Genomic DNA, 21,223 nt, shown 5'->3' with positions numbered 1-21,223 from the left:
GGATAAGCGTAGCGCCATCCGCCATTGCAACGCCCCGCGAGGTTGCCACCTTGCGTTGGCGGATGGCGCTGCGCTTATCCGCCCTACGTTTGCCGTGCCGCGCGGCGCGATCATTCCCCGCCTCCCGACAGGTCCCACTCGGCGACCCGCGCCAACTGGGCGTAATCGGAGAAGCGCGGCACGCGACCGGGATGCGGCTGCGACAAATAGGGCCGCTTCGGGTCGTCGAACGCCGTCACCAGGGTCATCAGCTTCTCCCGCGCGGTGGCCACCGCCGCGGCGATGCGGGTGGCATCACCGCGGAGGATGCTGCGCTCCTCCGCCGGCACGAAGCCGCCGCTCAGGTGCCAGTAGACCAGCTCGGCAGCGGTCCCGGTCAGCTCCGGGCCGAAGGCACCCGCCTCGGCCATCGCCGCTTCCAGCGGCAACTGCGGACGGAACCCCGCCTCGACATCCTTGTCGGACGGGGGCGCCCCGGTCTTGTAGTCGATGATCGTGAGTCGTCCATCGGCCCGGCGCTCGATGCGGTCGGCCCGGCCGACCAGGGTGAAGCCACCCGGCACCGCCAGGGTCCACTCGCCCTTGACCTCGCCACGGATCAACTGCGGCCCGGCGACGCGGCGCTCGCGCTCGTGCGGGGCGAGCCAGACGGCGATGCGCGCCAGCCTGGGCCGCCACCATTCCTGCAGCGCCGGCCGCAGCCCGGCCTCGGCCAGCGCCCGGTCCATCGCCGCCGCCAGACGCTGCGGCGCATCCGCCGGCCAGTCGGCGCCGACCTCGTCGAGGAAGATCTGCATGCCCCGGTGCACCAGGGCGCCGTAATCGGCGGCGTCGGTCGCCTCCTCCAGCGGCTTGAGCGGCCTCAGCTTCAGGATGTGCTTGGCGTGGATGGCGTAGGGATCGGTGAGCCAGGTCTCGATCTCGGTGACGCTCAGCCGGCGCGGGCGCAGCCGCACCGGCGGACAGGGCGCCGGCGGACGCACCGGCGCGGGCGGCCCGGCGGGCTGGTCGAGCAGCCGCGCCCAGCCGGCGGCCGGATGCGACGGAAGACGCTGCCCCTGCCCGGCCAGGAAGGCTTCCAGCCGGGCGAGCCAGCGCGCCGGCACCGCCGGGGCACGGTCACGCCGGCGCGGGCAGGACAGCACCACGGTCGGCGCCGAACAGGCGGCCATCAGGAAATCATGCGCGGCCAGCCCGACCACCTCCTCGGTGCCGGGCAGCCCCGCCTTGATGCGCATCGGCCGACTCATCCACGGCCCCGGATCGGTGGCCGGCGGCCAGACGCCCTCGACCAGCCCGCCGAGCACCACCACCTCGGCGGTCTGCAGCCGGGCTTCCAGCAGGCCCCAGATGAAGACACGCGGATGCTCGGCGCCCTCGCGGCCACGCAGGGCGCGACGGCTGCGCACCACCGCGCCTTCCAGCAACGCATCCAGCAGGCCGGGCAGCACCGTGGGCGGCGCATCCGGCAGATGCGCCAGCGCCGGCTGCGCACCGGCCAGCAGCACCGCCAGCGCCTCGCCTTCCTCGTGCGCCCAGAGCCGCGCCGGCCCCGGCAGGGCCTCGCTGGTCGCCAGCGCCTCGCCGGCTTCGATCAGGGCGGCGAGCAGGGTGGCGGGGGGCAGCGCCGCCGCCGTGGCGGCGCGCAGCAGCGGGTCGAGGCAGGTCTCCAGGCGCGCCAGCAGGTCGCGCGCCGGCTCCGGCGCCGCCTGCGCGCGCTGCCGCAGCCCGCCCAGCCCGGCGGCGGGCCGGGGGCCGCGCAACGCTTCCACTTCCAGCAGGCGCGCCGCCATCCGGCAGGCGACCGGCTCCAGCCCCGCCGCGGCGAGCGGATGCTTGAGCAGCCCGAGCAGGGGCACCGGCGCGAAGCGGGAAGTGACCGTCTCGGCCAGCAGGCGCAGGAACACCGCCGGCGGGGACTCGGCCAGTGCCTCGCCGGCACTGTCATCGGCGACCACGCCCCAGCGCAGCAGCTCCGAGGACACCCGTCCGGCAAGCTGCCGGTCGGGCGTGACCAGCGCCGCGCGGGCGCCGCGTCGCTCCAGCGTGTCGCGCAGGATCAGCGCGATCGCCGCCGCTTCCTCCTGCTCGTCGGCCGCTTCCAGACGGAACAGGCCGGTGGTGGCGACCGGGCCGGCCTCGCGCCATGTCGGCAGGGCGGCGGCCGGCAGCAATGCCCGCGCCAGGGTGCGGACCCGGCCGGCCGGCGCCGCCGCCGCGCCGTCCCAGGACACGACATCGCCGCGGGTCGCCCCGAGCCCGGCCAGCAGACGCTGCAGGCCGCATTGCGGATGCGCCTCCCCGATCGCCTCCCAGGCCTCCTGCGGCAAATCGAGATCAAGTCCGGGCAGCACCACCTGCCCGTCCGGCAGCCCGGCGACCACGCGCAGCAGCGCCGCCACCGCGGGAATGCCGGCGGTGGTGCCGGCAGCCCAGACCGGCTCGGCGGGCGGATGCGCCGCCCATTCCGCCGCCTGCGCCTGCAACAGCGCGACCTGGCGGGCGGCCGGGTTGAGCACCCCCTGCGCGGCCAGCCAGTCCGGCCAGTGCCGGGTGACGATCTCCAGGAAGCGCAGCGTCGCCTGCCAGTGCTCGGCATGCGCCGCATCCGCTGCCTGCTGCAACGCCGAGGCGAGGTCGATCTCCGCCCGCTCGGCCTCGTCCATCAGCCGCGCCAGTTCGCGCGCCAGCATCAGCGCCCGGTCGACGCTGCCCGCCCCGCCCTGCTCCGGCGGCAGCTTCATCACCAGCGCGGCCAGCGCCGCCAGCCGCTCCTGAGGGTCGATCGCCGGCAACAGGTCGAGCGCGCCGGTCATGGTCAGCGGCGCCTCGTCCAGCGCGCCGAAGGCGGTGATGCGCGGCAGCACCAGCGCCCGGCCGCCGCTCGCGCGCAGGAACGCCTCGGCGAGCGCGCGGGCGGCGCGGCGGGTCGGCAGCAGGATCAGCCCGCGCCCGAGCGCGTCCCCGCCATGCTCGGCCAGCCAGCGTGCGGCCAGCACGTCGAGGAACGGCACGTCGGGGGGGATGGTCGCCAGGCGCAGACGGCGCGGCGACGCGGCCGCCTCTGTCACTTCGTCTGGCCCGTCCGGCGCTCGTAGAGCATGAACTCGGCCTCGGCGAGGTCGGCGGGGGTGGAGAGGTGCCACCACAGCCCGTCATGCACCAGCGCCCGCACCCGCCCGGCCTCGATGGCGCGGTCCCACAGCAGGTTCATCGAGAACGCTCCCTCCGGCGCGTCGGCGAGCAAGGTGGGAGACAGCAACTGGATGCCGGCGAAGATGTAGGGGACGATCTCCCGCTCCTCCGGCCGGCGCACCATCCCCCAGGGATCGAGGGCGAAATCGCCGTTGCCGACCTCCGCCTGGGTCTGGAAGGTGCGATGCACCAACAGCACCGCGTCGTGCTGCTCCGGGTCCCAGGCGGCGGCGAGCCGCGCCAGCGCCGGCGTCGGCCCGTCCAGCCAGAACGAATCACCGTTGACGACGAAGAACGGGTCGCTCCCCAGCACCTCCCGCGCCGCGCACACGGCGCCGCCGGTATTCAGCAGCGTCTCCTCGCGCAGCAGCACCGGCCGCGGCAGCGCCTCGCGGGCCTGCAGATGCGCGGCGATGCGGTCGGCATGCCACCAGGTGTTCACCACCACGCGCTCCACCCCGGCCGCCTGCAGCCGGTCCAGCGCGTGGTCCATCAGCGGGTGGCCGCCCAGCGGCAGCAGCGGCTTGGCGGTCCCTTCGGTCAGCGGCAGCATGCGGGTGCCGCGCCCGGCGGCCAGCAGCATGGCCGTATGCGGCCGGATCATGCCAGCGCCCCGATGCGGCCGGCCCAGCCCGAGAGCGTGGCGCGGCGGGCCTCCCCCGCCAGCAACGCCAGGTCCACGCCGAGCGCGTCGGCGGGGCGCAGCGCGCCCAGGCGCTGCGGCCATTCCACCAGGACGATGTCATCCCGCATCTCGTCCCAGCCCAGCTCGGTCAGTGCGGCCGGCCCGTCGAGCCGCCAGAGGTCGAAATGATGCACGCGGCCTTGCCTCGTCTCGTAGGTCTGCACAAGGGTGAAACTGGGGCTGGGCACGTCCAGCGCGGCATCGCCGGTGGCGGCGCGCAGGAAGGCGCGGGCAAAGGCGGTCTTGCCGGCGCCGAACGGCCCGTCCAGCAGGATGGCGTCGCCGGGACGCGCCAGCGCGGCGACCGCGGCAGCGAGCGCCGCCGTGGCATCGAGATCCGGCAGCTCGCGCAAAACGGTCGCACTCGGTTCGGACATGGCGGCAATCTGCTCCGGGTTCGGCGTGGCCTCAACTGCCTGCTTGCCTCGGCGGCGCACCAGTCTAGTTTCCGCGCCATGACGCAGCAGATCGAGACCGATGTCGCCATCGTCGGCGCCGGGCCGGTGGGCCTGTTCGCCGCCTTTGAACTGGGCATGCTGAAACTGTCCAGCGTGCTGATCGATGCCCTTTCCGAAATCGGCGGCCAGTGCACGGCGCTGTACCCGGAAAAGCCGATCTACGACATTCCGGGACATCCCGCGATCGAGGCCGGCGATCTGATCGCCAATCTCGAGCGCCAGATGGCACCGTTCCGGCCGGCCACCCTGCTCGGCCGCCGGGTGGAGACGCTGGAAGGGACGCAAGGCGGCTTCACCCTCGGCACCGACCGCGGCGAGTCGATTCGGTGCAAGGCCGTGATCCTGGCCGCCGGCGCCGGCGCCTTCGGGCCGAACCGGCCGCCGCTCGCGGGGCTGTCGGCCTACGAGGGCAGCGGCGGCGTGCAGTACTACGTGCGCCGGCGCGAGGACCTGCGCGGCCGGCGCGTGGTGATCGCCGGCGGCGGCGATTCGGCGGTGGACTGGGCGCTGGCGCTGCGCGGCATCGCCGCCTCGATCCAGGTGGTGCACCGCCGGCCGAAGTTCCGCGCCGCCCCGGAAAGCGCGGCGCAGCTCGACCGCGCCGCCGAGCGCGGCGAGGTGGAAATGGTGATCCCCTACCAGTTGCACGCCCTGCACGGCACCGACGGGAAGCTGGAAGCGGTGGAAGTGGCCGACCTGGATGGCGGCACGAAATTGTTGCCGGCCGACGTGCTGCTGCCCTTCTTCGGGCTGTCGATGGATCTGGGGCCGATCGGCGGCTGGGGGCTCGACCTTGAACGCCACCACCTGAAGGTGACGCCGGCCACCTGCGAGACCTCGCGCCCCGGCGTGTTCGCGATCGGCGACATCGCCACCTATCCGGGCAAGCTGAAGCTGATCCTGCAGGGCTTCTCCGAGGCAGCGATGGCGGCGCATGCCATCCACCCGATCGTGCGCCCGGATGTCGCGCTGCATTTCGAATACTCGACCAGCAAGGGCGTGCCGGCCGGCACCGATGCTGCGCCTCACTGAACTCCGCCTGCCGCTCGACCATCCGCCGGAAGCGCTGGCGGACGCGGTCGCGCGCCGGCTCGGCGTGGCGGAGACCGCGCTGCGCGGCCTGACCGTTGCCCGGCGCGGCTATGACGCGCGGCGGAAAAGCGCGATCGTGCTGGTCTACACGGTGGATGTCGAAGTCACCGGGGAAGCGGCGGTGCTGCAACGCTGCGCCGGCGATCCCCATCTCGGGCCGACACCGGACACCCGGTACCGCTTCGTCGCCCGTGCCCCCGAGGGCTTCGCCCGCCGCCCGGTGGTGATCGGCGCCGGTCCCTGCGGGCTGATGGCGGCGCTGACCCTGGCGCAGATGGGCTTCCGCCCGATCATTCTCGAACGCGGCACCATCGTGCGGGACCGCACCAAGGACACCTGGGGCCTGTGGCGGCGTGGCGAGCTGAACCCGGAATCGAACGTGCAGTTCGGCGAAGGCGGCGCCGGCACCTTCTCCGACGGCAAGCTCTATTCCGGCATCAAGGACCCGCAGCACCTGGGCCGCCGCGTGCTGGAGGAATTCGTCCGCGCCGGCGCGCCGGAAGAGATCCTGTATCTCTCCAAGCCGCATATCGGCACCTTCCGCCTGGTCTCCATGGTCGAGCACATCCGCGCCACCATCGAGGGCCTGGGCGGCGAGTACCGCTTCCGCACCCGCGTCGCCGATTTCGACATCGAGACGCAGCCGGACGGCACGCGCCGCCTGCGCGGGCTGCATCTGGCCAATGGCGAGCATCTGCGCACGGATTGCGTGGTGCTGGCGATCGGCCATTCCTCACGCGACACATTTGCCGCCCTGCACGCGCGCGGCGTGTTCCTGGAAGCCAAGCCGTTCTCGATCGGCGTGCGCATCGAACATCCGCAATCGCTGATCGACCGCGCCCGCTTCGGCAGCTTCGCGAAGCATCCGTTGCTCGGCGCCGCCGACTACAAGCTGGTGCATCATTGCGGCAACGGCCGCAGCGTCTACAGCTTCTGCATGTGCCCGGGCGGGCGCGTGGTGGCGGCCACCTCCGAACCGGGCCGCGTCGTCACCAACGGCATGAGCCAGTATTCGCGCGCCGAATTCAACGCCAATGCCGGCCTCGTCGTCGGCATCACGCCCGCGGACTATCCGGGGCATCCGCTGGCCGGGGTGGATTACCAGCGGCTGTGGGAATCGCGCGCCTTCGCGGCGGGGGGCGGCAGCTACGCGGCGCCGGCGCAGCGTGTCGGCGATTTCCTCGCCGCCCGCGCCTCCACCGCGCTCGGTGAGGTAACGCCGTCCTACAAGCCGGGCACGACGCCGGCCGACCTCGCCGCCTGCCTGCCGGATTTCGCCATCGCGGCGATGCGGGAGGCGCTGCCGCGCTTCGACCGCCAGATCGCCGGCTTCGCCATGGCGGATGCGGTGATGACGGGGGTGGAGACGCGCACCTCCTCGCCGGTGCGCATCCGCCGCGACGCCGACTGCCAGAGCATCAACACGCGCGGCCTGTTCCCGGCCGGCGAGGGCGCGGGCTATGCGGGCGGCATCCTCTCGGCCGGGGTCGACGGCATCCGGGTCGCCGAGGCCGCGGCGATGGCGCTTACCGGCGAGCTGCCCCACAGACCAGAGCCGGCCTGAATGAAACCGGGCTCCCGCAGCCGTGCATGGCCCCGGGAGCCCGATACCGGCGTGGTCTCCGCGCCGGCGGCGGCAGGCGCATTTCCAACCGCCCGTCTCGACGCGGGCTTGGGTTGAAAAGCCGTGTGAAACCGCGGCGTCAGCGGGCCGGCGTGCAGGACGCCCGGCGGTGCTCGTGCACCGGCCCCTCATCGTGGCTGGCCTCGGAGCGGGCACGGGTGCGGGCGCGGGCCGTGGTCACCGCGGACACCGTGGATTTGCGCGGGCTGTAACCAAGCGGCTCGCTCGCCCAGCGATGCCCATGCACCAGCCCGTCGTCATACCCATGATCTTCCATAATTCCCCTCCTGAACGGCTGCACCGTCAGCGTGCTTTGGATGTCGACCCATCCAACAGACCTAGCTGGCGGGTCGGGATCAGTGAAGTATTGACGTGCCACGTGGGAAAAGGTGAGCGAAAAACCCATCGGCGCGCACGAAAACTGTGCGCAGACCGACAGACCCGCCTGTAAATCCGAAAATTTTGTAAAGGCCGGCGCGTCAGTGCGCCATCACCACCGGCAGCGCGGCCTGTTTCAGCACATCGGTGGTCATCCCGCCGCGCAGCAGGTGGCGGATGCGGCCATGCGTGTAGGCGCCCATCACCAGCAACGAAACCCCGGCCTCGACGGCGGCGCGCAGCAGCGCCGGGCCAGCCTGCGCATCCGCGTCCTGGGTGGTCACCGGCGCGGCCACCAGGCCATGCCCGGCCAGGTACGCCACCAGCTCGCCCGCGCAGGCGGGGCTGGCCCCTTCCTCCTGGGCCGCGGTGAAAACGGAAATCCGCCCGGCGCCCCGCAGCAGCGGCAAGGCCCCGGCGACCGCACGGGCCGCCTCCAGGCTGCCGTTCCAGGCGATCATCACGTGCCGCAACATGGCATCGGCGGGCGGCACCGGGGCCAGCAGCACCGGGCGCCCGGTTTCAAGCAACGCGACGTCGAAGGCATGGCCGGTCACCAGATGCGGCATGCCCGGGAACCCCAGCACGATCAGGTCGGCAAGCCGGCCGGCGCGCGCCAGCACCGTCTGCAGGGGGCCGACCCGGCTGGACCAGCCGGCCGAGACCCCGTCCGCCCCGGGTGCCTCGGCGGCGAGGCCCTGGCGGGCGCGCCAGGCGGCGAACCCGGCTTCCGCCTGGGTGGCTTCGGCGCTGGCCTCGGCCTCGTAGCGGGCCCGCTCGGCGCCCGCGGTCAGCAGGGCTTCGGGAATGGTGGCGAACAGCGCCTCGGGATCGGGGCGGATGTGCAGGGCGGCGATGTGGGCGCCCAGGGCCCGCGCGAGCTGCAACGCCGCATCGAGCTGCGGCGAAGGCGGCACGTCGGGCAGGACCGGGACCAGGATGCGACGGAGTGACATGGCGCGACCTCTTTCGCGACAGCATTCCAGCGACGGGACGAGACCGCCTTGATGCCGGTCAAGCGCCGGCCCGGCCGCCATGCCCGTCACATCAGCCATTGGATGCCGAAGGCGCCCGGTGCCAGGATTCCAGCCGCCCACAGCAGGGCCGAGGTGACATTGGCGAGCTGGAACGGCAGCGGCTTCATGCCGGCGATGCCGGCGGCCAGCGGCACCGTCGCCCGCAACGGCCCGAAGAAGCGGCCGAAGAACACCCCCAGCACGCCCCAGCGGCGGAAGAACGCCTCGCCACGTTGCAGCAACCCGGGATGGCGCGACAACGGCCACAGCCCGGTGATGGCATAGTCGTAGCGCCGCGCCAGCCAGAACGACAGCCAGTCGCCCAGCGCCGCCCCGACCGCCGCGGCCAGCCAGTTCACCCAGAAGCTCAGCCCGGCCGCGCCGATCAGGCCCCCCGCCCCGATCAGGATGACGGTCGCGGGCACCAGCAGGGAGATGAAGGCCAGGGACTCGCAGAACGCCAGCGCCCACACCACGATCGGTGCCCAGGCCGCGTGATCGCGGATCCAGGCGAGCAGCAGATCGGAAAACCCGGAGATCGGCACCTCCCACGCGTCCACCGGTCGGGTCGGTCCGCTGGTGTGCCGATCGCGACGGAATCGTCCTTTCTGTTGCGTGGATCAGGCCGCCGGATCAAGGCCCCGTTGCCGGATCAGGTATGCGGCGGCGGCACGAACCCGCCGATCTGCCGCTCCACCATACGCGCGAAGCCGATGGCGGTACGGTCGCGCCCATGGCCGGCGATCGCCTGGTAGCCGACCGGCAGGCCGGAGCGCAGCACTCCGGCCGGCCCCACGCTCGCCGGCAGGTAGGCGAGGCTCGCATGGGCCGCCCAGAACAACTGGTCGGTGCCGGGCACGCGCGTGCCGTCGACCTCGATGGTGCGCTGCCAGCGCTCGCCGTCCTGGTCATGCGGAAAAGCCGCCGAGGACGCCACCGGACAGAACAGCACGTCCCATTTCTCGAAGAAGGCGGCAAAGGCCTGGCGGATCAGCTGGCGTTCGTTGTCCAGCGCCAGCCATTGCCGGTGCGACAGGCCGTTGCCTTCCACCAGCGCCTTCAGGAAACGCGGATTGGCCTCGGGCTGCGCCGCCCGGATCGCGCGCCAGCGTTCGATCTCCTCGTCACGCACCCGGGCCGAGGTCGCCGCCCGCAGCAGCAGCAGATACACTTCCAGCAGGCGCTCCGACTCCACCTTGGGCGCCACCTTGTCCGACACCTTCGCCCCCGCCCGCGCCAGCGTCTCCACCACCGCCTGCAGCCGCGCGGCATATTCGGATTCGATCGGGGCACAGGGGTCGTCCAGCTTCACCGCCACCCGCACGCCGCGCAACGACCGCGGCGGGAATTTCGGCAACTCGACCGTCCAGGCAGCTTCCTCGGGACCATCCGGCCCGACCAGCGCATCAAGCAGCACGTCCAGGTCGCGCGCGCTGCGCGCCATCGGTCCCGCCACTTCCATGTCCTTGCCGGCCACCCAGCCCGGCAGGGCCTGGCCCCGCAAGGGCACCAGCCCCCCGCTCGGCTTGTGGCCGAACACGCCACAGTAATGCGCGGGGTTGCGGATCGAGCCGCCGATGTCGCTGCCCAGCTCCGCCCCGGTCAACCCCGCCGCCAGCGCCGCCGCCGCGCCACCGGAAGATCCCCCCGGCACCCGATCCGGGTTCCAGGGGTTGCGGGTGGTGCCATGCACCGGGTTGAAGGTCTGCCAGTCGGCCAGCATCGCCGGCACGTTGGTCTTGCCGAACACCACGGCGCCGGCCGCCTCCAGTCGCTCCACGGCGGCGGCATTGGCGGCGGCGACGTTGTCACGCAGCTCCGGCAGCCCCCAGGTGGTGGGCGCACCGGCCAGGTCGAAGCTTTCCTTCACGGTGATGGGAACGCCATGCAGCGCGCCCCAGATCTCGTCCCGCGCCAGCGCCGTGTCGGCGCGGCGGGCGCGCCGACGGGCACGGGCGCGATCGCTCCAGACGATCGCATTCAGGGACGGATTGAGCCGATCGATGCGCCCGAGAAAATGATCGAGCATCTCGAGGCAACTGATCTTCCTGGCACGAAGCAGAGCGGCCAACTGCGTGGCGGAGCGATGATGCAGCTCGGTCACGGAACGTTCCCCTGTAGTCCGCAGTCCAGGGTCATCCCATTCCGCGCGGCGAATCAAGTGAGCATCGAGCGTCACCCACCCGGCCGCCAGCAGGGGCACGGTGGCCCCTGCCAAGGCTCAAACAACCTGGAAGTTTCTGATATCATTCAGCTCTGACGTTGCCGACTCTGTGCCGTCTGCCCCCCTTTGCGACCAGCCCGGGCCGCGAGTTCGTGATTCCGCGCAAAGGGTCTTTTCTCTGGCGGAACACTCGATCCCCCCTTCGAGGCGATCTCCCGCTGCCGGGCGGCATCCATCGAGGCAAAGCCCTGTCGTCCGCGCCGCCCCGTTTCTTCCGGCATCAACTCCTCCTGCATGACCCGATCCTCCTGCCGGAGAGAAACGGGATTTCAGCCGGCGGGGTTGCCTGATGCGACGGAAAGCACGGCATGCGATATGATGCAGGGCGTGCCGCGGCCCCCGCGAGGGACGTATGGGGCACATGCCCGCGCGGCGCTTCCCACGAAGGACCCGGCACGCCACATGCAGACGATGATCCCTTCCCTCCTCCTGAACCGCCGCGCCCTGCTGTTGCTGCCGCTGCTGGCGCCGGCGGCGGCGCGGGCCCAGGGCATCGCCGCCGCGCCCTCGCCGCGCGACCGGGCCGATCTCGCGCGCATCGAAACCTATCTGGACGGGCTGCGCAGCCTGAAGGCCCGCTTCCTGCAGGTCGCCCCGGACGGCAGCACCGCCGAGGGCACGGCCTGGCTGGAACGGCCGGGCCGCATGCGCTTCGAATACGATCCGCCCAGCCCACTGCTGATGGTCGCCGGCCACGGCCTGTTCTTCTTCCATGACAGCCAGCTCCGGCAGACCACCAACCTGCCGCTGAGCGCCACGCCGCTCGGCCTGCTGCTGCGCGACAACCTCCGGCTGTCGGGGGACGTCACCGTCACCGGCGTGTCGCGCCTGCCCGGCCAGATTCAGGTTGCCATGGTGCGCACCAATTCGCCGCAGGACGGCAGCCTCAGCCTGGTGTTCGCCGACAATCCGCTGCAACTGCGGCAATGGTCGGTGGTGGACAGCCGGCGGCAGGAGACGCGGGTGACGCTGTTCGACATCCGGCTCGGCGGCAGCTTCGACCCCAAGCTGTTCACCTTCACCCCGCAGGACGGCAGCGGGCAACCCAACGGCGGCGGCTGAGGGATCGCCTGCCGGGGGCAGGACGGCAGCCGATGAGTGCGTGGATGCCACACCCTGCCCCGGCCGGCGGTGCATTTGCGCCAGGGCCGCACGTTTTGCTTCATTTTGCGGCCACTTTCCCTGATCATGATCTGCATCATGAAGCCTCTGGTTGGTATTTCCTGCTGCACGAAACTGTTCGGCGCGTACGGGATGCCGAATCACGCGGCCTCGGACACCTATGTCCGGGTGACCGATCTGGTGGTCTGCGGCGTTCCCGTGCTGATCCCCGCCAACGGCACCAAGGCCGACATCGCCACGCTGCTGGCGCGGCTTGACGGGCTGATCCTGACCGGCAGCCGCTCCAACGTGTGTCCCAGCCTCTATGGCGGCCCGCCGCATGCCGAAGGCACGCCGGAGGACGCCATGCGCGACGCCGTGACGCTGCCGCTGATCCGCGGCGCCGTCGCCGCCGGCATCCCGGTGCTGGCGATCTGCCGCGGCATGCAGGAATTCAACGTGGCGCTTGGTGGCAGCCTGCACCAGCGCCTGCAGGACCTGCCCGGCCGGCTCGATCATTCCACGCCGCTGCAACCCAATCCGCTGGTGCGCACCGGCAAGGCCCACAAGGTCCGGATCACCCGCGGCACCTGGCTGCACCGGCTGGCCGGCGCCGCCGAGATCGGGGTGAATTCGCTGCACAACCAGGGCGTCGATGGCGTCGCCCCCGGCCTGGTGGTGGATGCCGTCGCCCCCGATGGCACCGTCGAGGCGATCCGCGCGGTGAACACCCCCGGTTTCGCCATCGGCGTACAATGGCATCCCGAATATGACTGGGACCACGATGTCGTGTCCCGGGGGATCTTCGAAGCCTTCGGGCAGGCCATCCGCGACCGGCTCGCCCCGCCGGAGGTCGCCGCCGCCGACTGATCGCGTCTTGCCGACGCACCGCCGGCCGCCAATGTGAGCGGCCCTGTACCGCCCGGCGGAGACCGCTTGTGACTCATGTCGTCCTGATCGCCCCGCCTTACGTCGGGCATATCACCCCGATGCTGGCGATCAGCGCGGCGCTGGCGGCACGCGGCGCGCAGGTGACCTTCCTGCACGATTTCGACCTGCCGGCGCCGCCCCCCGGCGTGGCGACGCTGCGCGTGACACCGGCCCCGGCCCGCGAGGTACCGTTCTCGCCGCTGCCCGCGGTGCGCGGCACCGCGACCCGCACCGCGGCCCTCGCCGATCCGCTGCTGGCGGCGCTGCGGCTGCTGGCACCGGACGTGGTCGCGGTCGACCAGTTGGAGCCGGCGGGCGCCCTGGCCGCGGCGACGCTCGGCCTGCCCTGGGTCTCGGTCGCCAATGCACTGGCGATCAACCGCGAGCCGGGCGTGCCGCCCCCCTTCACCGCCTGGCGCTGGCGCGATTCCCGTTTCGGGCGATGGCGCAATCACGGTGGCTGGCGCGTGCATGACCTGCTGATGCACCCATTGGACACCGTGATCGCCCGCCGGGCTGCCGCCGCGGGACTGGAGATGCGGGGCATCGACGACACGCTTTCTCCTTTCGCCCAGGTCAGCCAACTGGTGGCGGGGCTGGACTTTCCCCGCCGCGCCCTGCCGGATGGCTTCCACTATGTCGGGCCGATCCGTGCGCCGGAGCCGGCACCGGCCTGGCCCCCCGGTGGCGGGCGCAGGCTGGTGTTCGCCTCGCTCGGCACGCTGCAGGGCCACCGCGCCGGAATTTTCCGCGCCATCGCCGCCGCCTGCGCCGGGCTGGGGCTGGAACTGGTGATCGCGCATGGCGGCCGGCTGCCGGCCGAGGCGATCGCGACCCTGCCGGGCACCCCGCAGGTGCACAATTTCGTGCCACAACGCGCCGTGCTCGCGCGCGCCGCCGCCCTGGTCGGGCATGGCGGCATGAACACGGTGATGGACGCGATGGCGGCGGGGGTGCCGGCGGTGATCCTGCCGCTGGCCTACGAACAGGGGGCGATCGCCGCCCGGCTGGAGCGCGCCGGGGCCGGCATCGCCCTGCACGGCCCCTTCGACCGCGCCCGCCGGCTGCGCGCGGCACTGGCGGCGGTGACCGGCGATCCGCGCTTCCGAACGGCGGCGGCCACGCTGCAGCGGGAATGCACTGCGGCGGGCGGGGCCGAGCGCGCCGCCGAAATCATCCTGCGCACGCCGGGCGCCGCAAGCCGGGTGGCCGCCTGACATCCCGGCTCCGCGCGACCGTTCCGGGCCACGGACGGCCCCCTATATCATGACCGACATCAACGATCCGGGGACCGAACGCGCCATGAGCCTTGCCTTCAACCTGCTGCTCGGCATCGCCGCCTTCACCGCCATGGAGGTGGCGGCCTGGGCCACACATCGCTGGATCATGCACGGCTTCGGCTGGGGCTGGCACGAATCCCACCACCGGCCACGCACCGGCCCGTTCGAGCGCAACGACCGCTTCGTGCTGATCTTCTCCGGCATCGCGGTGGCGCTGTTCGCGATCGGGAAATATGGGACGGACTGGGCCTGGCCGCTCGCCTGGGGCGTCACCGCCTATGGCATCGCCTATTTCCTGATGCACGACGTGCTGGTGCACCGGCGCATCCGCCTGCCCTTCCACCCGACCCGGGGCTACCTGGGGCGGCTGGTGGCGGCACACCACCTGCACCACGCCGTGAACACCAAGGACGGCGCGGTTTCCTTCGGCTTCCTCTACGCCCCGCCGTTGCCGCGGCTGCGCGCGCAACTGCGCGCGCTCAGGCATCCCGCGAGCCAGGCGTAACCAGCGCGGCGGCAAGTCCGGCCGGCTGATCGCGCGTCGGCATGCGGAACGGCGGGGCGGTGATGCAGCGCACCGCCTCGCCGATCGGCACAGGCGGACGGCCGGTCAGCACGCGGGCACGATCGAGCGCCGTGCTGCGTCCGGCAAAGAAGCGTTCCACCAGCGGCTGGCGCAGGGTGAAGAAGCGCTCGAACACCCGCCAGCGCTGGTCCGGCCGGCCGGCCTGGAACAGCAGCCGGCTGAGCAGCCGGTAAAACCCCTGGTCACGCCAGCGCACGCGCGAGGTGTGCTCGATCATGTCCCGCAACGCCTGCGGCCGCATCGGCGTCACCCGCGCGATGACATCGGCCATCATCACCGCCGAGGGCAGGGAATAGCCGGTGAGCGGATGGAACAGCCCGGCCCGCATGCCCATCGGCGCGGCCGGGCCCGCCTCGGCCCAGAACGCGGCGATGTCGCCGTCCAGCACCACCGGCAGAACCCCGTGCTCCTGGGCCAGCAGCTCGGCCACCTCCCAACCCTGGGCGGCGATGTAGGCGGCGATCTCGGCCTGGGCCATGCCGGGGGCGAGGACCGGGGTGTCGCTGTAGCGGGTATCCTCGACCAACAGCCGATCCGGGCCGAACGGCAGCAGGTACATGAACCGGAACCCGTCGAACTGGTCGACGCAGGCATCCATCAGCACGGGATGGCGCAGCCCGTGCGGCCGGGTCAGCCGGATCTCCTGGCCCATGAATTTCTGCCAGCCGCACTGCAGCGCCTCGCTCGGGCGGGCGCCACGGCCATCCAGAACCATCCCCGCCTCGATCACCGCGCCATCGGTCAGGATGACGTGATCGGGATGCACCTCGCGGATCTCGCCATGATGGACGATGCCGGTCAGCGCCTGCTGCAGCGCCGGCCCGGAGAGGGTGCAAAGCGGCGTGTCCAGCAGCCGCCGCAGGCCGGGGAAGCGCACCTCGTAGGCCGGCCATTCCTGCCGCAGCAGCGGCCGCAGCCAGGCGAGCTGCGCGGGCGTCACGTCGGAGGCGAAGAACGACCAGGTGCGGCCGGCGCCAACCGCCGGGTTGGGATCGAAGCCAGCGATCCGCAGATACGGATGCCGGGCGCGAATGCGCAGCGCGGTCAGCGCGTTCGCCAGGCCCATGCCTGCGAAGACGACGTCGTATCGGTGCGTCCGCTCATGCGCGGACGGCCACGGCGCCTGTGCCATGCCGGGCAACCCCCTTTCTCTTGTCCTGCCCCGACATAAGCCGGGACCAAACACGTGAGACGGTTCGGCCGAGTGTCAATCTCCGGGCGGCGCCGTGCCGTCGAGACGTGACAATGATTGGACCGGCCTGGGGTTCCCAAAAAGCGCGGGGCGCTGCCCCGCCCCCGCCAGGAGGCTTTGCCTCCTGGACCTCCACCAAGGGCTTCGCCCTTGGAACCCGCCGCGCAGCGAGAATGGGCTTGGGCCGCGAAGCGGACCAAGGGGCCGGCCCTTGGTGGGTCAAGGGCGAAGCCCTTGCCTTAAATCTTACCTGCCATTGCCTTCGAAGAATTCCCGCACCTTGGCGAAGAACCCCTCGGATTCAGGGCTGCCCTTGGCGTTCCCCTTGGCTTCGGCCTCGAATTCCTCCAGCAGTTCGCGCTGGCGGCGGGTGAGGTTCTGGGGCGTTTCCACCGCGACCTGGATGTACATGTCGCCGCGAGCGGCGCTGCGCAGCACGGAGAAGCCCTTGCCGCGCAGGCGGAACTGGTCCCCGGCCTGGGTTCCCGGCGGGATCTTCACGCGGGCCTTGGTACCATCGATCGCCGGCACATCGATCTCGGCGCCGAGGGCCGCCTGGGTCATGCGCAGGGGCACGCGGCAGAAGATATTGGCGCCGTCGCGCTGGAAGATGTTGTGCGGGCGGATGGAGACGTGAACGTAGAGGTCGCCGGCCGGTGCGCCGGGGCCGCCGGCCTCGCCCTCGCCCGGAAGGCGGATACGGGTGCCGTCTTCCACGCCCGCGGGCACCTGCACCTGCAGGGTGCGCTCGCGCTGGACGGTGCCGGCGCCGTGGCAGATGCGGCACGGGTTGCGGATCACCTTGCCCTGGCCGCCGCAGGTCGGGCAGGTGCGCTCGATCAGGAAGAAGCCCTGCTGGGCCCGCACCTTGCCGGTGCCACCGCAGGTGCTGCAGTTGTCGACGCCGCGATCCTTGCTTTCCGAACCGGTGCCGTTGCAGGCCTCGCAGCCGACGCGGGTGGGCACGCGCAACTGCGTCCTGGTGCCGGCGAAGGCTTCGGCGAGGTCGATCTCGATCGCGGCGCGGATGTCGTTGCCCTGGCGCGGGCCGCGGCCACCGCCGCGACGGCCGCCCATGAACTCGCCGAACATCTGGTCGAAGATGTCGCCGAGCCCGGCGCCGCCGCCGAAATCGAAGCCGCCGGGCGGGGCGCCGCCGCCCTGCTCGAAGGCGGCATGGCCGAAGCGGTCATAGGCGGCGCGCTTCTGCTCGTCCTTGAGGACGTCGTACGCCTCGTTGATTTCCTTGAACCGGGCCTCGGCCTTCTTGTCGCCCGGGTTGCGATCCGGATGATGTTGCATGGCGAGCTTGCGGTACGCCTTCTTGAGGTCATCCGCGCTCGCGTCGCGCGCGACACCAAGGGTCGCGTAGTAATCCTGCTTCGCCATTTCAGCCCTCTGCCCGGCGCCGAAAGAAGCGACGCGCCCGCCTCTCCAGGAAGCGCGGGCGCGTCACCGTCTGCATGTCCGCGATGACCGAAATCAGGCGGACTTCTTCTTGTTCGGGTCGACTTCCTCGAATTCGGCGTCGACCACCTTGTCGTCCTTGCCACCCGGCGCCGCGCCGGCGTCCGGACCAGGGCCGGCCTGCGGGCCGGCGGCACCGGCATCCGCCTGCGCCTTGTACATCGCCTCGCCGATCTTCATCGCGGCCTGACTCAGGCGCTCGGTCGCCGACTTCAGGGCCTCGAGGTCGCTGCCCTCAAGCGCCGACTTGGTGGCGGCCAGGGCCGCCTCGGCCTCGCCTTTGTCCTGTGCCGAGATCTTGTCGCCGTGATCCTTCAGGTTCTTTTCCACCTGATGGACCAGGGCGTCGGCGTGGTTCTTGCCCTCGACGAACTCACGACGCTTCTTGTCGGCCTCGGCATTCGCCTCGGCCTCGCGCACCATGCGCTGGATGTCGCCTTCGGACAGCCCGCCGCTGGCCTGGATGCGGATCTGCTGCTCCTTGCCGGTGGCCTTGTCCTTGGCCTGCACCGAGACGATGCCGTTGGCGTCGATGTCGAACGTGACCTCGATCTGCGGCACGCCGCGCGGGGCGGGCGGGATGCCGGTCAGGTCGAAATTGCCGAGCAGCTTGTTGTCGGCCGCCATCTCGCGCTCGCCCTGGTAGACCTTGATGGTCACCGCGGTCTGCCCGTCATCGGCGGTCGAGAACACCTGGCTCTTCTTGGTCGGGATCGTGGTGTTGCGGTCGATCAGCCGGGTGAACACGCCGCCGAGCGTCTCGATGCCCAGCGAAAGCGGGGTCACGTCGAGCAGCAGCACGTCCTTGACGTCGCCCTTCAGCACCGCGCCCTGCACGGCGGCACCGATCGCCACCACCTCGTCGGGGTTGACGTTGCGGGCCGGCTCGCGCCCGAAGAAGGTCTTCACCGTCTCGATGACCTTGGGCATGCGGGTCATGCCGCCGACCAGGATCACCTCGTCGATCTCGGAGGCCTTCACCCCGGCATCGCGCAGCGCGGCGCGGCACGGGTCGAGCGTCTTCTGAATCAGGTCGTCGACCAGGCTTTCCAGCTTGGCCCGGGTCAGCTTCATCACCAGGTGCTTCGGCCCGGAGGCGTCGGCGGTGATGAAGGGCAGGTTGATCTCGGTTTCCTTGGAGGAAGACAGCTCGATCTTGGCCTTCTCGGCGGCTTCCTTCAGCCGCTGCAGCGCCAGCTTGTCGCGGCGCAGGTCGATGCCCTGCTCACGCTTGAATTCATCGGCGAGGTAGTCGATCACGCGGGCGTCGAAGTCCTCGCCGCCGAGGAACGTGTCGCCGTTGGTGGACTTCACCTCGAACACGCCGTCGCCGAGTTCGAGCACGGAGATGTCGAAGGTGCCGCCGCCGAGGTCATAGACCGCGATGGTGCCGCCCTTCTTCTTGTCCATGCCGTAGGCGAGCGCCGCGGCCGTCGGCTCGTTGATGATGCGCAGCACCTCGAGCCCGGCGATGCGGCCGGCGTCCTTGGTGGCCTGGCGCTGGGCGTCGTTGAAGTAGGCGGGCACCGTGATCACGGCCTGGGCGACCGGCTCGCCGAGATAGGCCTCGGCGGTCTCTTTCATCTTGCCGAGCGTGTAGGCGCTGATCTGGCTGGGGGCGTAGCGCTCGCCGCGGGCCTCGACCCAGGCATCGCCGTTATCGCCACGGGTGATCTTGTAGGGGACCAGGGACATGTCCTTGGACACCATCGGGTCCTCGAAGCGGCGGCCGATCAGGCGCTTCACCGCGAAGAGGGTGTTCGTGGGGTTGGTGACGGCCTGGCGCTTGGCGGACTGGCCAACCAGCCGCTCGCCGCTGTCACTGAACGCCACGATGCTCGGCGTGGTGCGGGCCCCTTCCGCGTTCTCGATCACGCGGACATCCTTGCCCTCCATGATCGCGACGCAGGAATTCGTGGTGCCCAGGTCGATGCCGATGACCTTGCTCATACGTTACTCCTTTCAGCGGATCCTGGCAGCCCGAAGCACCGCGCTGGATCCCCGGTGTGATGTCCCCGATGTATTCACCAACGCGGTGCGGGACAAGGGCGCCGCGCCTCTTTCCTTTGCAGTCCTGTGTCGCCGGCCGGTCCGATCGGTGAAGGTGGGGCCGATCAGCCGGGCGTAGCCGGCGCGTTCAGCTCCGGCGCCGGCGCCCTGGACACCACGACCATGGCCGGGCGCAGCAGCCGTCCGTTCAGGGTCCAGGCCGCCGTCCAGGCCTGGATGACGGTGCCGGGCGGGTGCTCGGCGCTTTCCTGCTCGGCCATGGCCTGGTGCAGGTTGGGATCGAACAGCGCGCCGGTCGGGTCCTCGCGGCGGATGCCGTTGCGCTCGAGCAGGGAGACGAAGCTGCGCTCGACCCCCTCGAAGCCCTGGCGCAGCTTGGCCACCAGCTCCGGCTCGTCTTCGCGCACGGGGGGAATGGAATCGAGACCGCGACGGAGGTTTTCCGCCGCTTCCACCACGTCGCGGGCGAATTTCTGCACCGCGTACTGACGGGTCTCGTCCACCTCGCGCTTGGCGCGGGCGCGCACATTGGCGATCTCCGCCTCCGAGCGCATCCAGCGGTCCTTGGTGTCCGCCAGCTCGGTTTCCAGCGCGGCGATGCGCGCGAGCAGCGCCATCGCCCCCTCGGGAGCGGGGGCCTCAGGTGCCTCGGCCTGGGGCGGGGCTGCGTCCGCCGGGGACGCGGTTTCGACAATCGACTCCACCGCGGGCGCTTCGGCCCCGGTGGGGACGGTTTCGGGAGAAGTGTCCTGCGTGCTCATGGCGCCATCAGTTAGTCGGCCCCCTGCACGGACACAAGCGGGACCATGCGGGACAAGTCCTGCGGGCCGGTAACACCCGCCGGCATGGGATCACCCGAGCAGGCGGCCGATCACGCGCGCCGTGTAGTCCACCACCGGGATGATGCGGCCGTAGTTGATGCGGGTCGGGCCGATCACGCCGATGGCACCGACGATGCGCCCGTTGGCGTTGCGGGCCGGCGCCACCACCATCGACAGGCCGGAGGCGCCGAACAGGCCGCTCTCGGCGCCGATGAAGATGCGCACCCCCTCGCTGCTCTCGGCCAGGTCGAGCAGGCGCAGCATGGTCTCCTGCGTCTCCAGCCGCTCGAACAGCACCTGGATCGCCGAAAGCCGCTCGATCTGGGTGACGTCCTGCAGCAGTCGCGCCTGGCCGCGCACGATCAGCGAGCCGCCGCGGGCATCGCCGGTCCAGGTCGCCAGCCCCGCCTCGACCACCTGCGAGGACAGTTCGTCCAGCTCGGTGCGGTTGGCCGCCATTTCCTCGACCACCAGGCTGCGCAGATCGGCGATGCCGCGGCTGCCGATCCGGGCATTGAGGTAGTTGCCCGCCTGCTGCAGCGCCGAGGGAGGCACGCCGGCGGGGATCTCGATGATCCGGTTCTCCACCTGCCCGTCGGCATTGACCAGGATGACCAAAGCGCGACCGGAGCCGAGCGGCACGAACTCGATGTGCCGCAGCGCCCCCTCGGATTTGGGCGCGAGCACCAGCCCCGCCGCCGCCGACAGCCCCGACAGCATGGTCGAGGCCTCGGCCAGCGTGTCCTCCAGGCTGCGGCCGGCGGCGGCCAGGGCGGCGCCGATCGCCTCGCGGTCTTCCTCGCCCAGCTCGCCGAACTGCAGCAGGCCGTCGACGAACAGGCGCAGCCCCTGCTCGGTGGGCAGGCGGCCGGCGGAGGTGTGCGGCGCGAACAGCAGCCCCGCCTCCGTCATGTCGGCCATGACGTTGCGGATGGTGGCCGGCGAGAGGTTCATCGGCAGGCGGCGCGAGAGCGTGCGACTGCCGACCGGCTCGCCGGTTTCCACGTATTGTTCGACGATCTCGCGCAGCACCGCCGCCGAGCGGGCATCAAGGGTCGGCGGCAGCGAGGCCTGCCGGCCGGAAATCTTGGCGCGCAGGCCAGGTGCGCCGAGAGGCGTGTCGGGCGGGGTCACGGGCCGCACCATGTCAAGTAACGGAATCCT

General features: G+C 71.4%; 19 protein-coding genes. 6 read left to right on the top strand and 13 right to left on the bottom strand.

All coding sequences use genetic code 11. From position 1 onward, the window contains the following. Positions 1–110 precede the first annotated feature (110 nt). Genes addB through tsaE form a run of 3 tightly spaced genes read right to left on the bottom strand, consistent with a single transcriptional unit; the run spans position 111 to position 4,257 of the window. Positions 111–3,071, bottom strand: coding sequence for a double-strand break repair protein AddB (gene addB / locus NBY65_RS13710; RefSeq protein ID WP_150042006.1), 2,961 nt, complete (start codon positions 3,069–3,071; stop codon positions 111–113). Further along, positions 3,068–3,799, bottom strand: a complete 732-nt coding sequence (locus NBY65_RS13705) for a nucleotidyltransferase family protein (RefSeq protein ID WP_150042007.1) — start codon at positions 3,797–3,799, stop codon at positions 3,068–3,070. Before NBY65_RS13705 ends, addB begins: the two co-directional genes overlap by 4 nt. Further along, the gene (gene tsaE, locus NBY65_RS13700) at positions 3,796–4,257 is read right to left on the bottom strand and encodes a tRNA (adenosine(37)-N6)-threonylcarbamoyltransferase complex ATPase subunit type 1 TsaE (protein ID WP_150042008.1); all 462 of its coding nucleotides are present in this window, start codon (positions 4,255–4,257) and stop codon (positions 3,796–3,798) included. The genes NBY65_RS13705 and tsaE overlap by 4 nt, the downstream gene beginning before the upstream one ends. A gap of 78 nt (positions 4,258–4,335) precedes the next feature. Between tsaE and NBY65_RS13695 the strand changes: the two genes are divergently transcribed. Together NBY65_RS13695 and NBY65_RS13690 are read left to right on the top strand one after the other, a co-directional pair. Next, complete coding sequence (locus NBY65_RS13695; protein WP_150042009.1) at positions 4,336–5,370, top strand: NAD(P)/FAD-dependent oxidoreductase; 1,035 nt, start codon at positions 4,336–4,338, stop codon at positions 5,368–5,370. Further along, a complete protein-coding gene (locus tag NBY65_RS13690; protein WP_150042010.1) occupies positions 5,354–6,994 on the top strand; it encodes an NAD(P)/FAD-dependent oxidoreductase in 1,641 nt (546 codons plus the stop codon). Before NBY65_RS13695 ends, NBY65_RS13690 begins: the two co-directional genes overlap by 17 nt. 139 nt (positions 6,995–7,133) lie before the next feature. On the opposite strand, the gene NBY65_RS13685 is transcribed toward NBY65_RS13690, so the two are convergent. The 5 genes from NBY65_RS13685 to NBY65_RS13665 all read right to left on the bottom strand — a co-directional run bounded on the left by NBY65_RS13685 (position 7,134) and on the right by NBY65_RS13665 (position 10,893). Further along, entirely contained in the window at positions 7,134–7,331 is a 198-nt protein-coding gene (locus NBY65_RS13685; protein ID WP_150042011.1) for a hypothetical protein, read from the bottom strand. Between the two features lie 202 nt (positions 7,332–7,533). Then, the gene (locus NBY65_RS13680) at positions 7,534–8,388 is read right to left on the bottom strand and encodes a universal stress protein (RefSeq protein ID WP_162530640.1); all 855 of its coding nucleotides are present in this window, start codon (positions 8,386–8,388) and stop codon (positions 7,534–7,536) included. 86 nt (positions 8,389–8,474) lie between these two features. After that, a complete protein-coding gene (locus NBY65_RS13675; protein ID WP_203330546.1) occupies positions 8,475–9,008 on the bottom strand; it encodes a DedA family protein in 534 nt (177 codons plus the stop codon). Between the two features lie 92 nt (positions 9,009–9,100). Then, positions 9,101–10,552, bottom strand: a complete 1,452-nt coding sequence (locus NBY65_RS13670; protein WP_150042013.1) for an amidase — start codon at positions 10,550–10,552, stop codon at positions 9,101–9,103. A gap of 146 nt (positions 10,553–10,698) precedes the next feature. Then, positions 10,699–10,893: a KGG domain-containing protein gene (locus NBY65_RS13665; RefSeq protein WP_150042065.1), complete on the bottom strand. Its 195-nt coding sequence runs from the start codon at positions 10,891–10,893 to the stop codon at positions 10,699–10,701. A 181-nt stretch (positions 10,894–11,074) separates the two neighbouring features. On the opposite strand from NBY65_RS13665, the gene NBY65_RS13660 reads away from it, so the two are divergent. The 4 genes from NBY65_RS13660 to NBY65_RS13645 all read left to right on the top strand — a co-directional run bounded on the left by NBY65_RS13660 (position 11,075) and on the right by NBY65_RS13645 (position 14,488). Beyond that, complete coding sequence (locus NBY65_RS13660; protein WP_150042014.1) at positions 11,075–11,734, top strand: LolA family protein; 660 nt, start codon at positions 11,075–11,077, stop codon at positions 11,732–11,734. 138 nt (positions 11,735–11,872) lie between these two features. Then, complete coding sequence (locus NBY65_RS13655; protein WP_150042015.1) at positions 11,873–12,643, top strand: gamma-glutamyl-gamma-aminobutyrate hydrolase family protein; 771 nt, start codon at positions 11,873–11,875, stop codon at positions 12,641–12,643. Between the two features lie 68 nt (positions 12,644–12,711). Further along, positions 12,712–13,920, top strand: coding sequence for a glycosyltransferase (locus tag NBY65_RS13650; protein ID WP_150042016.1), 1,209 nt, complete (start codon positions 12,712–12,714; stop codon positions 13,918–13,920). Positions 13,921–13,969: 49 nt separating this feature from the next. Next, the gene (locus NBY65_RS13645) at positions 13,970–14,488 is read left to right on the top strand and encodes a sterol desaturase family protein (protein ID WP_203330547.1); all 519 of its coding nucleotides are present in this window, start codon (positions 13,970–13,972) and stop codon (positions 14,486–14,488) included. Here NBY65_RS13645 and crtY read toward each other — a convergent pair. The 5 genes from crtY to hrcA form a co-directional block, all read right to left on the bottom strand. Then, the gene (gene crtY / locus NBY65_RS13640; RefSeq protein WP_150042017.1) at positions 14,463–15,701 is read right to left on the bottom strand and encodes a lycopene beta-cyclase CrtY; all 1,239 of its coding nucleotides are present in this window, start codon (positions 15,699–15,701) and stop codon (positions 14,463–14,465) included. The genes NBY65_RS13645 and crtY overlap by 26 nt on opposite strands. 306 nt (positions 15,702–16,007) lie before the next feature. Continuing rightward, positions 16,008–17,150 (bottom strand): molecular chaperone DnaJ, encoded by a 1,143-nt coding sequence (gene dnaJ, locus NBY65_RS13635; protein WP_150042018.1) that lies wholly within the window; start codon positions 17,148–17,150, stop codon positions 16,008–16,010. Positions 17,151–17,243: 93 nt separating this feature from the next. Next, positions 17,244–19,178 carry a molecular chaperone DnaK gene (gene dnaK, locus NBY65_RS13630; protein ID WP_150042019.1) on the bottom strand — a complete coding sequence of 645 codons (1,935 nt, stop codon included), beginning with the start codon at positions 19,176–19,178 and terminating at the stop codon, positions 17,244–17,246. Between the two features lie 164 nt (positions 19,179–19,342). After that, the gene (locus NBY65_RS13625) at positions 19,343–19,999 is read right to left on the bottom strand and encodes a nucleotide exchange factor GrpE (RefSeq protein WP_150042020.1); all 657 of its coding nucleotides are present in this window, start codon (positions 19,997–19,999) and stop codon (positions 19,343–19,345) included. 90 nt (positions 20,000–20,089) lie between these two features. Beyond that, positions 20,090–21,193 (bottom strand): heat-inducible transcriptional repressor HrcA, encoded by a 1,104-nt coding sequence (gene hrcA, locus NBY65_RS13620; protein ID WP_408895382.1) that lies wholly within the window; start codon positions 21,191–21,193, stop codon positions 20,090–20,092. Positions 21,194–21,223: the final 30 nt, after the last annotated feature.

The sequence above is a fragment of the Rhodovastum atsumiense genome (assembly GCF_937425535.1).
Taxonomy (GTDB): domain Bacteria; phylum Pseudomonadota; class Alphaproteobacteria; order Acetobacterales; family Acetobacteraceae; genus Rhodovastum; species Rhodovastum atsumiense.
Note: the sequence above shows the minus strand (reverse complement) of the source record. Positions and strands in the feature narration are given on the sequence as shown.